Source organism: Legionella navarrensis (assembly GCF_052527415.1).
Genome location: NZ_JBNVZR010000019.1, coordinates 41,568 through 56,025, shown reverse-complemented (window position 1 = coordinate 56,025; position 14,458 = coordinate 41,568). Strand labels below are relative to the sequence as shown.

Genomic DNA, 14,458 nt, shown 5'->3' with positions numbered 1-14,458 from the left:
TTATAAATCATTTGGCACTCTGGCTGATTATGCCGCTGCCATGTTCAGATTCTTCATTTCTTATCTGAAAGACAGTCGTTCTGCGTTTACCTTTTACGTGGCCTGTAACCTGATAAAACTCCTGTACGACATTAAGTTGATTGTGCTTCAATACGGTCATCAAGAGGGTTCTAAAAATTTTATTTATATGTTGAAAGGGAGTTTATATGAAAAAAGCCTGTGTATTACCGGCGATAGGCACCATGCTTTGCGCTGTGTCTGTTGTAGCGTTTGCGCATTCTCTGGAGCCCGGTCGGCTTCAATCTGTTGTTAGTCATAAGGTGTTGCGGGCGCAACTATCTGATGTATCCAGTGGCATGATTGACTTAAGCGAATTGCTGCACAATAAGCATACCTTCGCACTGCGTGATCCTAAGTCCGGCCGCATTAGCTATACCGGGTCTGGTGATTTTATGGTGATGGATGGCTATTTTTACCAAAACGGCAAACGCTTACAAGGATACACGATGGCAACTGATTTAGTCGCGAATGCCTGCCAGTTATCTGATATTCATCTGACCTTAACTCTGCCGCCGCGCATGACAGCACATATTGATACTATCATTAATTTACAGTCAAATGCAGTTATACCAGAAGAGCCATTTACTCCTTATGATAGTCGGTCATTTAATTACGCCATTGTTACCAGTCTGTATGATAGTCTGGGTGAGCGTCATCTGGCAGAGTTATTTTTTGTCATGAAAGAGACGAATACCTGGAGAACATATGTAGCAGTTGATAGTAGCGTTGTCAGCGAAGGGGAAGTTGTATTCGACTCTACAGGTGCATTGAAGCAAACCAAAGGGTTGACAAATATACCCTTTTACCCGATGACAGGTGCCGTCTCGCCACAAATATTTTCATTCTCTTTAGCTGGCTCAACGCAGTTTGCGATGCCGGACATGGTGATGCAGATGAATCAGGATGGAGCGGGCCCCGGGTATATAGCTGGCTACACTGTGGATGATATTGGATATCTTGATGCATGGTTCACGAATGGTGAGTTTGTTTCAGCTGGTAAAATTGCCGTATTGCAATGATCCATAACAGGGCGACAAGTCCTGGTATTTCGCGTACGGTCTCCGTCATTGCGAACGCAGTGAAGCAATCCACGTTCGGAGCGCTGAACCATGGATTGCTTCGTTTCACTCGTAATGACGGTGCTCCATGCCATATGTTTTAAAATGGCTCACTCCCGCTCCTGCCTCTTACCTACTACCAGGCGTATCAATCTCCTCTCCCCGTATTTTCTACGGTAATGTCAATATCACATCTGCAATAAAATAGGCCAAAAAGTAGATTTGATAAGACGAATGAGGAAGTTAATGACAACAGCCTCTGTGATACTCCCGGCAATTCCTGTGCTTCCATCATCAACAACTTAGCATGCTTTATACCCGGCACGGTGCCGGATTGCAAAAACATTCCGGGGTCTGGAATACGTAAATTACTACTAACAATTGGAGCATTACTATGGCTGTGTATTTTATACCGCAAACAGAAAAAAAATATAGTTCAGCAGGGCATTTAATAATTGGTCTTTTACTACCAGGAGCTTTCTTCAGCACCATGACTGAGACTAAGATTCATTCGAATTTAATAGAACAATTAGAAAAAATTGAAGGTCTTGATATCTTTCAATACGGAAAGGAGAGCTGTGATATCAGACTGAAATCAGATTGCTTCGAAAACCAACTCCTGGTTAATAACATCATGTCTGCTGTGGATAAGCTCACGAGCAGCCTGGATAATAATGAAACCAGCAAGGAAATATCGTCTGAAATTATAACGACCATTGAAAACCTAACGGGATTTGAATACGTATTGACTCATGTAATTGCTGATCATTCTGTTTCCCAGCCTCCATCAATAACTGTTTTATCTGAAATCGAACGCTTATCTCTGACCATCAAAAAAATCTTTGATGCATTCGTCAGGGAAAAAAGGCTGTCTCCTTCCGTTCTCGAACATTTTCAATTTCAGCTTAATGAGTTTGAGAGAGAATTTAATCCTTTTCATTTAAAAAGAAGGTTATCACAAGAACCGACTGTTACGGCTGATCAATATAATACTGCTGATGCTCACATCATACGTACACAGATAACGGTAAAAAACATGAAAACCGCTATTGCCAGTGAAAAAGCCCGATTGGCAGCCAGTCCTGCAGCTGCGCCTGCAACAATGCCAATGGCCGACCAATCGGTTGCTGCTTCATCAGTAGCCAGTTCTTCCTCAGACGCCACTTCTCCTGAACCTGAAACCGTTGATAGCATTCCTCACTCATCGGCCGCCTGTTCTTCCTCTAGTTACGACTCTCCCGAAAAAGAAACAGCCTCGGAATTAACAGATACCATTTCTCACTCATCAGCAGCCAGCTCATCCTCAATTTCACGCTCTCCCGACGATGAAACACCCTGGGGAATCACCAATACCATCCCTCGATCAGCAGGCCACATAAAAGCGGGTGATAAGGACGACAAGGCATTTTTAAGAAAAGGGTTTGAGATTTTGTCCAAAGGGGATGATGCGGCTGCATTGAGTAGTTTCTTAAATGAAGATGAAAATGAATACATGACTACAAGTAAAGATCAGCATGGCCAGACTCTGCTTCACTATGCTGTGTATATGGGGCATTGCAAATCCACGGAACTATTGATTCGAATGGGCGTTTCGATGCCTGCGCAAACGGCCAGCGGATTACAGGCGACACATATTGCCATCCTGCGAGGTCATATAGACTTGCTCAACGTGCTGGTCAATAAAGGCTGTTTTGCACAAGAGCAGCTTGTCAAAATTAAGATCGGCGATCAGGCCTTGTCGGTTAATTCGTTACACCTGGCCGTTTTATGCGGGCACGAAAAGATAACGGGTGAGCTGCTTAAGAGAGCCTCAAGGGAGCTCCCGCATCGTGTAAACAGTCAATTCAATCTCCTGCATCTGGCTGTTTATGCTGATAATCGAGACATGCTGGCATTTCTGCTGAACCATCCAAAATTAGACAATAACGAAGATTTATATAACGAACATGATCGAAATGGCTACGCGCCCCTGCATCTCGCCATACAACGAGGGCTTCGCGATTGCGTCGAGCTGTTGCTGCGATGTGACAAGGTGGATAAAAATCGTTTAACTTCAGACAAGCGCCACCCTTTCCAACTGGACTCAAGGGAAGATCCTGAGCTTTCTGCAATTATTGATGGCGCACTTACGTCGATTTCTTTAGGCTCAGAAGATGAGGTTATACGAACAGGAATTCTTCCGCCTAATTTACAGGAATTGAAGCTATTTAACTGTCATCTCCATCTCAGAACCGGTGCAGAGCTTCTGGCCCTGATTAAGGCACTTCCATCATGCCTGCGTAATTTGATTTTAGAAAATACTCATCTCGGTTATAAAAAAAATGGTGCTGAGCTTGTGGCCATGATTCAGGCCTTACCACAGGGATTGCGATCGTTGAGCCTTGTGATGAATTTTCTCGGCAGAAAATCCGGCGCAGAGCTGCTGGCGATAATGCAGGCATTGCCGCAGGGGTTGCACTCGCTTGACTTGAGAGAAAATGACTTCGACGAACAAACCGATGACGAGCTTATCGCCATACTTAATGCCTTCCGGGGAAGGGCGCTCATTGAGTTGAAACTGGATGACGAGCTCCTCGCTCGACCCATGGTGAAAGGTGTTTACGATGAGGTATTTGGAGCAGACGCACGTAACACTCCCCAGCACGAAACAGCCTGTCTGGAAACTGCGTCCTCTGACAGCGGCGTCATCCGGTTGGCGGCTTCCTCCGGTACCTTCTTCAGACCAGAGAGTCCCGAACCCAAGGCTGCCTCATCAGAACAGCCCCATCGTTGCGGCTTTTGGTGAGGTCATGCAGGGTCAGAACAGGTCATGCTCTGTACAGGACAAATAATATAACGATTAAAAAATTGTCCAGTACAGAATCGTAACTATTCAGGTTGCGGATAAATTTGTTCTTTCATTCAACATAATGAACCTACGTCATCCTGAACGTAGTGAAGGATCTCCTGATTTTGGCTCAATGCCAGACAATTTGAGATCCTTCGCTACGCTCTGGATGACGTACCTGAGTAGTACCATTTCCATTTAATTTTGACATGTGTCGTCCCCGCGCAGGCGGGGATGACACTCACATGTCAAAATTAAATGAGAATGGTAGTAGTTATGCGGAATCTATTTTGATGTAAAAAAGGTAAGTCATGCGCAAAAAATCAGAGTTAGTCAGGGTGAGCGGAGCGTCCTCGGTTGAACACAATCAGGCGCCTTTACCTGCGATCGATAAAAGCGATTTGCACTATCGGTATGCGGTGGATACCTACGTCCACAAAGGTCGGCAAACCGGCACCATGGTGCTCAATCCAGAAAAGCGCAAGGCATTTTTCGACGCATGTCCACAGACGCGAGCCCTGCTGTTACGGGAAAAACACAACCCGCTTCTGGAGGAAGGGGCCCATCACCCCGACGGCCGTGATCGCGAAGGAGAGCATTATCTTACCTACGAAGCCCTGACCCTGTTAATTCAAAGAAAGCTGCGCTGGCAAAGATCCTCAACCAGCGGGCTTGCCTACAATTACCGAAACCTATATGTCATTAAAAATAATCCAGACCTGCTGCAGGATATGCTCTCGATGCTATCGCTGCGCAATAAGGATGATGCCAAGTGTATTTATATTGACGGCATCCATGCTGTTGCATTTTATTTGCGCAATGAAGAAGGTGTGATTAAATGCTTCGTTGTGGATTCTCAAAGGGCCGGGGATGAATCGAGCTCAAAGATTGTCAGCGGCGTTCGCAGCGTTTTTCCCGAAGCCATGATTTACCTCAACAACACGCTGCTGCAGAAAGATTATTACAGCTGCGCTACCTTTGCTTTCAAATGCCTGCTGTATTTTGTCAAACATGGAGGAGAGGTATTCCCCTGGCTGGAACAGCATACCGGCCATGCCTCTGCACCAGGTAAACAAACGCACATACTGCCGTCGGGTGTGCTGATGCCAGCCTTATTAAAAATGACCCAGAGCCGGCTGGAACTGTCTGACGACATTTTGGACTCCTGTGTCAGTCACAAAAAGCAAATAACCCTGCGCGACTATTTTGCAAGGTACTCGGAGAATTTTCATGGTCAACACAACAATTTTTCGGCACTGGAAAAAAAATACAAATATCTGGGGCTGATCAATGAGTTGATTTTGGATACATCTCCCAGGGAAGCGGTCAATCCCAGTCCAGATTACCCACTGCCTGCACGGCTGCTCAGGCAGCATGCCCGTTATGCGCGTCTGCCAGGACAACGAACGCTGTCTACCCCGGCCAGCAACGTCATCGCCCGATACCTTGACGTGATGGATTTTTTTGACAGGCAACCCGGCTCGTCGGAGGGTGCGGGCCATGGGACGTGTTTGTCTGACGCGCGAAGGATCAACAATAAATTCCCGCAGTTTCTGCCGGGTTATCAAAAGAGATTCTATCGTGCTCAGCTATCGAACCGGGCAAGACTCAGAAAGCTGCTCTATATTGCAGGCGCTATGGAAGCGAATACGGTGGAGCATATCGACTTGTATGTTAAACATGAAAAAAAGTTGCTCACGTTGTTTGAAACGTATGAGAGGGCGCTTGCTTATTTACAAAAATACGCGCAGCAGCAGTCAAGGCAACCTGTCCACGATGCCTGTTTATTCCGATTGCCCCCTCTCGGATCCGGCGAGTGGAGTCGTACCTATTGGGCCTCATTTGTAATGAATTATGGTTCGGAAGCCTTCCGATACCTTGCTCTGGCACCACGTATTGAGTCCTTGCGCAGGACGCTGACAAGCCAGTCGGGAGCCGCTGCCAGCAGTACCGATTCTGGCTCAAATGAGCTGGAGCAGTGTCGTTACCTGATTCGGCATTATCGCTACCCACGTGCGGATGAAAATCCAGAACTGGCGAAACTGTGTCACCGACACCTGATAGACGAAGAAACATTCAACCACAGCCTTGAAATCGTCAGGCATATCAAATCCTTTGATTTTCTGCCGGACATAACCATCCACGGTGAAGAAATCGATCGCCGTTTGAGTCCGTTTGTTTTCAAAAAACTGCCCGCCGGCGATTATCAGGGGCTGTTTTTAGGCCTGGATACCGCCTGTTGCCAGTCGATGGGCATGGCGGGTGAGGCTTGCGCTTTACATGGCATGCGTTCTCTGATGAGCGGTTTTTACGTCATTTATGATAAAACAGGCCAGATTGTGGCACAATTCTGGGCCTGGATTGGTACACAGGGGGAGCTGGTGTTTGACTCCTTTGAGCGCAGGCGTACCAAAATGAATTTTCTCTGTGAACCCTTCGTTAACCGGGCTGCTGAACGCTTATTGCAGCAGGGGTTTGAGCGGGTTTTAATCGGCCGAGGCAATACGCCGCGCATACGCTGGGCTGACAGTCCAAACCCTGCAAAACAAGGCGACCCAGCCGGGTATACTGATGCCGCCTGTCAAAAACTGGTTAAGGAAGCTTCGTCACCGCGTACTCTGCTGGAAAAATATCAGGCCTTTGCCAGGCAGACCGATGTCTCCCTGCTGCAGTATCAGCATCTATTCGCTGCCGAAACCGGCGGCAAACCATTTGAGACTAATCTTGCCGACCTGATTCTGGCAGGACAAATGGATTACACCCGTTTTTTACAGATAACCAGTTTTTGCTACCGGACAAATCAGGCCTTTTTACACCGGCAGAGTCCGCAGAAGGAAATCTTTCTTGCTGTTTTGCTGAACCAGTTCGGTGAGCGGATGGAGCCTTTTTTTATGATGAAAGATGCGGACGGCAATACCGCTCTGGATTGGATCGTTGGTAATGGACACCCGGTTTTGCTTAGTCTGTGCCTTGAGATCCTGTCGCGAAATAAAGCCAGTGCCATTTTAGGAACAGGTGGTGGAAAGCTAACCCGCATGGCACATATTGCTACCCGACAAAATGACGGCAGTATGCTCACATGGATACATGCCCGATATTATCCCAACCTGTCCTGGGGAGCCTTTATTGCCTTACCGGATGAAAAGGGGCTGTCGGTGCTGGCCTGCGCGGCTAAAAGTCAACACCCGGAGTTAGTGCGGTCTATCCTGACTCGTATTACCGAACCGGAGCTTCTGCATCGCCTCGTTAAACAGCCTTATGAAGAGAAGCCGATGAGCAGGTCGGACGTTCCCGGCGCAGGCATTTTGCATTTTCTGGCAAAGCATAATGATACGGACAGTCTGGAGTATATCTGTTCGAAAATAGAGGGCAGCGCGCTTCAGGAATTGCTGAATCAAAACGCAGGCATCTCGCAGTATGGTTTTCTTTGGCTTGCCAGGCCGGTATTGGTGGCCATCACGTCACACGCCTGGTCCTTCGCGGGCTTTCTCCTGCAGCGCTACTACTCAAGAGATGCGATCAGCTCGTTTATGTTTCAATCCCCCATCGCTTACAGTTGTAATTTGCTGAATTACGTTATTCAGGAAGGCAATTGCGAGTTACTGGCGTTTTTGCGTAGCTTTTATCCGGATGAAGTGCAATGGCTGCAAATCCTGCTAAAGACGGGCGGCCAATACGATGCCAATGCCATCAGTTTTGCGATGACAAAAAGTAAGTCATTATCCGCGGCCATGTATCTGATTGATACGATGCTTTCCTTTGAAAATCTGCATCAATTACTGTCTTATAAGTCTTCAAGGTACAGCCAGCACCTGCTGGCTTTGTCTGCCCATTTCCCTCCGGAAGAATCCATGCTGTTACTGAAGAAGGTGATGGCACGGTATGAACCACATCAGGACAAATGGAGCGCGCTTACCCATCCATCCATCGTCCATACGGTTATCAGTTATAACGATCTGGATTTCTTTGCTGAATATCTGGCCTTTATCCAACGTGATCAGGCCTTATTTAATGCGTTGTTTTTGAAGCTGGATTATGATGGTTTTCTGGCTAAGGTGCTTTACATACCACAATATCCCAAAGCCCCGTTTTCCACAGAGACAGAGCAGTTGTTTCTCAATTGTTTTTTGACATACTGTACGGAACCTCAGATAAAACAGCTGCTGCGTAAATGTAACTACTCCAGGGTCTCGCCAGCCACCTTCAACCGCCTGATGGCACTCGCCGCTGATATAGACGAAGGAAGGTATTGGAACGAATGGATAAGCCTTGAGAATCGTAAACTCCGGGATGGCATTTTCATGAATGCCAGCGATTCGTTTGTTCTCACGGATCGTCTGATGGCATGCTATAAAACCTCGCACGACCAGGCATCTGTTCAGGCGATGCTGCAATCCGATCTTAAGGGAATCCTCGAGCTGGTTCTTTCTAAAGACAATTTAAGACTGCTGCAACATGCATATCCGCTGTTTTGCTCGGACCGGCAAAAGATAAAAAAACTGCTGCGAGAGCTTTTGAAGCACACGACTCAGTGGAGTCGCGTCTCCAATACAACCCTTTGGCTGATTGAGCAGGAAGCTGTATCGTTCGATATATTACAGGAGTTTATTGGTGTAGAGGCGCGCAGGTCCTTGTTTAAAGGATGGTATAATGCCGACTATTGCGAAATTTTCGTTGCGGTGGCGCTCTGGAATGCGTGTGTCAAAAAAGGAGCCAGCCCAGAGAGTCTGCGCAATATTATTCGCGAGATATTCCAAAGTGTTTTTTTCAGGCTGTTGCCAATCATGAGAAGCAGGATAGCGCCCGATATTGAAAAAGTGCGGGAGCTCAACAGCATTAAGCTTCTGATAGATGAGTGGCTTACGTTTCAATATCCCGATCACAGGCCGTGTTTTGACATCGTAAGCTCAGAAGGTGTTGAAAAAAGAACCTTGTTTTCTTCAGTCTGCGCCGGACGACATTGGGATTTAATCAACCTGATGTTGTTGCGCTGTAACCACGATCAGCGTGAGCTGTTGGTTGAAAGGTACAAAAACGAAGCTTCGGAGAAAGAGCTGGCCACCGTGCCGGAATTGACTGCGCTGTGTCAGCATTACAGGCACCTTGATCACCTGCTGGCGCTCAGGGCTGACATGGCCGATGAGTCGACTGATTTTTTACAGGCATCACCAGAAGAACAGAACAGACTGCGTACCTTACTTGACGAGATAGATCCGGCGCGATGGTTCTACTGCGACAGTCAACGTGATCTTCACATTATCGATACGGATACCATTGAGCGTGTCTGGCAAGAAGTCCAGCGATTTTTACCGGACTTGAGCGAAGAGCCGCAACACTATCGTTTAACATTTTAACGTACCAGAAGACCAGGGCATGTTGACAATTGTCCCCGCCGCCTACGTACCGCGGCTTGTCCGCGGTATCCAGATGTTTGATGAAAAAGAAGGTAAGTCATGCGCAAAAAATCAGAGTTAGTCAGGGTGAGCGGAGCGTCCTCGGTTGAACACCATCAGGCCCCTTTACCTGCGATCGATTATCGGTATGCGGTTGATACCTACGTATATAAAGGTCAGCAAACCGACGCCATGGTTCTCAATCCGGAAAAACGCAAGGCATTTTTCGACGCCAATCCACAGATGCGAGCCCTGCTGTTGCGGGAAAAACACAACCCGCTTCTGGAGGAAGGAGAGCATTATCTTACCTACGAAGCCCTGACCCTGTTAATTCAAAGAAAGCTGCGCTGGCAAAGATCCTCAGCCAGCGGGCTTGCCTACAATTACCGAAACATCTACGTCATTAAAAATAATCCAGACCTGCTGCATGATATGCTCTCGATGCTATCGCTGCGCAATAAGGACGATGCCAAGTGTATTTATATTGATGGCATCCATGCTGTTGCATTTTATTTGCGCAATGAAGAAGGTGTGATTAAATGCTTTGTTGTGGATTCTGAAATCACCAGGGATGAGTCGAGCTCAGACATTGTCAGCAGCGTCCGCAGCGTTTTTCCCGAAGCCATGATTTACCTCAACAACACACTGCTACAGGAAGATTATTACAGCTGCGCGACCTTTGCCTTCAAATGCCTGCTGTATTTTGTCAAACATGGGGGAGAGGTATTCCCCTGGCTGGAACAGCATACTGGCAATGCCCCTGAGCTAAGTAAACAAACGCTCAGACTGCCGTCGGGTGTGCTGATGCCAGCCTTATTAAAAATGACCCAGAGCCGGCTCGACCTGTCTGACGAAATTTTGGACGCTTATGTCTGTCACAAAAAGCAAATAACCTTGCGCGATTATTTTGCAATGTACGCAGTGAGTTTCCATGGTAAAGCCTGCAACTCGTCGGCGCTGGAAAAAAAATACAAATACCTGCGGCTGATCAATAAGTTGATTTTGGATACATCTCCCGAGGAAGCGGTCAATCCCAGTCCAGATTACCCACTGCCTGCACGGCTGCTCAGGCAGCATGCCCGTTATGCGCGTCTGCCAAGACAAAGCACGCTGTTTACCCAGGCCAACAGCAACATCATCACCCGATACCTTAACCTGGTGGATTTTTTTGACAGGCAACCCGGCTCGTTCGACCCTGCTGGCCATAGAATATGTTTGTCTGACGCGCGGCGGATCAACAACAAATTTCCGCAGTTTCTGCCGGATTATCAAAATAAATTCCATGGTGTTACGCGATCGGACAGTGTAAAGCTTGAAAAGCTGCTCTATATTGCAGGCGCCATGGAAACGAATACGGTGGAGCATGTCGACTTGTATGTGCAGGATGAAATCAAATTGCGTACGTTGTTCGGAACGTATAAAAAGGCGCTTGCTTATTTGCAAAAATACGCGCAGCAGCAACAGTCAAGGCAACCTGTCCATGATGCCTGTTTATTCCGATTGCCCCCTGTCGGATCTGGCGTCTGGGACCGCGCATACTGGGCCTCATTAGTTATGAACTATGGTCCGAAGGCCTTCCGATACCTTGCTCTGGCACCACGTATTGAAGCCTTGCGCAGGACGCTGACAAGCCAGTCGGGAGCCGCTGCCAGCAGTACTGATTCTGGCTCAAATGAGCTGGAGCAGTGTCGTTACCTGATTCAGCATTATCGCTATCCGCGTGCGGATGACAATCCAGAGCTGGCTAAACTGTGTCACCGACACCTGATAGCCGAAGAAATATTCAACCAAACTCTTGAAATCGTCAGGCACATCAAGTCGTTTGATTTTCTGCCGGACATAACGATTCAGGGTGAAGAAATCGATCGCCGTTTGAGTCCGTTTGTTTTCAAAAAACTGCCCGTCGGGGATTATCAGGGGCTGTTTTTGGGCATGGACACAGCCTGTTGCCAATCGATTGGTATGGCTGGTGCGGCTTGCGCTGTGCATGGTATGCGTTCTCTGATGAGCGGTTTTTACGTCATTTACGATAAATCCGGCCAGATTGTGGCACAGCTCTGGGCCTGGATTGGTACACAGGGGGAGCTGGTGTTTGACTCTTTTGAACGCAGCCAAACCAAAATGAATTTTCTCTGTGAGCCCTTCGTTAACCGGGCTGCTGAACGCTTATTGCAGCAGGGTTTTGAGCGGGTTTTAATCGGCCGAGGCAATACGCCGCAAACACGCTGGGCTGACAGCCCAAAGCAAGCAAAACAATGCGACCCCTGCCGGTATACTGATGCCGCTTGTCAAAAGCTGGTTAAAGAGGCTTCGCAACCGCGTTCTCTGCTGGAAAAATATCAGGCCTTTGCCAGGCACACCGACGTCTCCCTGCCTCAGTATCTGGATATATTCGCTGCCGAAACGGACGGTAAATGCTTTGAGACCCGTCTTGCCGATCTGATCCTGACGGGGCAAATGGATTACACCGTGTTTCTCCAGATGACCAGTTTTTGCTACCGGACAAGTCAGGCCTTTTTACACCGGCAAAGTCCGCAGAACGAAACCTTGCTTGCTGTTTTGCTGAACCAGTTCGGTGAGCAGATGGAGCCTTTTTTAACGATGAAGGGGGAGGACGGCAACACCGTTCTGGACTGGATTATTCGCAATGGAAACCCGGATTTACGTCTTCTGTGCCTGGAGACCCTGTCGCGAAATCCAGCCAGTACCCTTTTTGGGGCCGGTGACGAAAAAATAACCCGCATGGCGCATGTGGCTGCCCGGCACAATGACAGCAGAACCCTCACATGGATACATAGCCAATATTATCCCAACCTGTCATGGGGTGCCTTTATTGCCTTACCGGATGAGGAGGGGCTGTCGGTGCTGGCCTGCGCGGCTAAAAGTCAACATTCGGAATTGGTGCGGGCTATAGTGCTTCGCATTACCGAACCTGAGATCCTGCATCGCCTCGTTAAACAGCCTTATGAGGAGAAGCCGATGATCGGTTCGGACCTTCTCGGCTCAAGCATTATACATTTTCTGGCAAAACACAATGATATGGACAGTCTGGAGTATATCCGTTCGACAATAAGGGGCAGCGCGCTTAATGAATTATTTAATCAAAACGCAGGGGTGTTTCAATATGGTTTTCTTTGGTCCGCCACGCCGGCATTGGTGGCTATCATGTCTCACGCCTGGTCCTTTGCGCGCTATCTCCTGCAGAACTTTTATTCAAAAGACGCAATCAGCTCGTTTATCTTTCAACCTTCCCTGGGCTCCAGTCGCAATTTACTGAATCACGCTTTTCAGGAAGACGATAGGGATTTAGTAGCGTTTTTGCACAGTTTTTATCCGGATGAAGTGCAATGGCTGCAAATCCTGCTAAAGAAGGGCGGCCTACACGATGACAATGCCATCTTTTTTGCGATGAAACAAAGTAAGTCATTATCCGCGGCCATGTATCTGATTGATACGATGGTTTCCTTTGAAAATCTGCATCAATTACTGTCTTTTAAGTCTTCAAAGCACCTGCTGGCCTTGTATGAGCATCCTGCTCGGGAAGAATCCATGTTGTTACTGCGAAAGGTGATGGCGCGGTATGAACCACACCGAGACAAATGGAACGCGCTTACCGACCCATACATCATCCGAACCGTTATCAGCTTCGGTGATCTGGATTTCTTTGCCGAATACCTGGCTTTTATCCGCCGTGATCAGGCCTTATTTGATTTACTACTTGCTGATACAGATTATGTCAATTTAATGGATTCGGTGCTTCGCATGCATCAAAATGTAAGGGCTCCTGTTTCCCAACAGACAGAACTGGCGTTTCTCGACTGTTTACTGACACACTATACGGAACCTCAAATACAACACCTGCTGCATCATTGCAGCTACAGACAGATCTCGCTGGCCGCCTTCAACCGTCTGATGGCAGTCGCTGCCAAAATAGATCAGGGGAGGTATTGGAACGAATGGATAAGCCTCGAGAATCGTCAACTCCAGGATGAAATTTTCATCAATAGAAGAGATTCGTTTGTCCTCACGGATCGCCTGCTGGCATGTTATAAAACCTGCCACGGCCAGGCATCTGTTCAGGCGATGCTGCAATCCCAGCTTGACGATCTGCTCACAGTTCTTATTCATAATGACAATGTAAAACTGCTGCAACAGGTGTATCCGCTGATTTGCTCCAGCCAGCAACGGATAAAAACGCTGCTTTTACAATTGTTGAAGTGCACGAACAGTCATCACGGCGTCTACAGTGTAACCCTTTGGCTGATTGAGCAGGAAACCGTGTCGCTCGATCTGCTCAAGGAGTTTATCGCTGTGGAGGAGCGCAGAGCGTTGTTTCAAGGGCAGAGTAATGCCGACTATTGCGAAATTTTTGTTGCGGCGGCGCTCTGGAATGGATGTGTCAAAAAAGGAGCCAGTCCGGAAAGTCTTAGCGATATTATCGACCAGATATTCCACAGTGTGATTTTCAGACTGATGTCGGCCATAAATAAAACGTTAGGATCCCATATTGAAACAATGCGGGAGCTCAATGGCATTAAGCTCCTGATAGATGAGTGGCTTACGTTTCAATACCCCGACAACAGACAGTGTTTTGACATAATAAGCTCACAAGGTGTTGAAAAAAGAACATTGTTTTATTCAGTCTGCGCCGGACGACATTGGGATTTAATCAACCTGATGTTGTTGCGTTGTACCCACGATCAGCGTGAGCTACTGGTTGAACGATACAAAAACGAGACTTCGGAGAAAGATCCGGCCATCGTGCCGACATTGATCGCGCTGTGTCAGCATTACAGGCACCTTGATCACTTGCTGGCGCTCAGGGCTGACATGGCCGATGAGTCGACTGATTTTTTACAGGCATCACCAGACGAACAGAACAGACTGCGTACCTTGCTTGACGAGCTGGATCCGGCGCGATTGTTCTACTGCGACAGCCAAGGGAATTTACATATTATCGATACGGATACCATTGACCGGATCTGGCAAGAGGTTCAGCGAGTGTTACCGGACCTGCGCGAAGAGCGGATAGAGTATCGGTTGACATGTTAACGTACCAGAAGACCTGCATGGGGTAGGGTGAGCAAAGGAGCGTAGCGACGTGCCCACCGGGCATTGGC

General features: G+C 47.8%; 4 protein-coding genes. All 4 read left to right on the top strand.

What is annotated here, in order from left to right:
- The first annotated feature begins 206 nt into the window (after positions 1-206).
- The 4 genes from ACQUTA_RS11035 to ACQUTA_RS11020 all read left to right on the top strand — a co-directional run bounded on the left by ACQUTA_RS11035 (position 207) and on the right by ACQUTA_RS11020 (position 14,390).
- On the top strand, positions 207-1,079 hold the full coding sequence (locus ACQUTA_RS11035; RefSeq protein WP_444988303.1) for a flagellar basal body FlgE domain-containing protein: 873 nt from the start codon (positions 207-209) through the stop codon (positions 1,077-1,079).
- A 529-nt stretch (positions 1,080-1,608) separates the two neighbouring features.
- Positions 1,609-3,903, top strand: coding sequence for an ankyrin repeat domain-containing protein (locus ACQUTA_RS11030; protein WP_444988302.1), 2,295 nt, complete (start codon positions 1,609-1,611; stop codon positions 3,901-3,903).
- 353 nt (positions 3,904-4,256) lie between these two features.
- Positions 4,257-9,299, top strand: a complete 5,043-nt coding sequence (locus tag ACQUTA_RS11025) for a YopJ family acetyltransferase (protein ID WP_444988301.1) — start codon at positions 4,257-4,259, stop codon at positions 9,297-9,299.
- A gap of 99 nt (positions 9,300-9,398) precedes the next feature.
- Positions 9,399-14,390: a YopJ family acetyltransferase gene (locus tag ACQUTA_RS11020; protein WP_444988300.1), complete on the top strand. Its 4,992-nt coding sequence runs from the start codon at positions 9,399-9,401 to the stop codon at positions 14,388-14,390.
- Positions 14,391-14,458 lie beyond the last annotated feature (68 nt).

Bases quoted from the DNA above. Each gene is read 5' to 3' on its own strand.
- ACQUTA_RS11035 (WP_444988303.1), top strand. From the start codon at position 207: ATGAAAAAAGCCTGTGTATTACCGGCGATAGGCACCATGCTTTGCGCT.
- ACQUTA_RS11030 (WP_444988302.1), top strand. From the start codon at position 1,609: ATGACTGAGACTAAGATTCATTCGAATTTAATAGAACAATTAGAAAAA.
- ACQUTA_RS11025 (WP_444988301.1), top strand. From the start codon at position 4,257: ATGCGCAAAAAATCAGAGTTAGTCAGGGTGAGCGGAGCGTCCTCGGTT.
- ACQUTA_RS11020 (WP_444988300.1), top strand. From the start codon at position 9,399: ATGCGCAAAAAATCAGAGTTAGTCAGGGTGAGCGGAGCGTCCTCGGTT.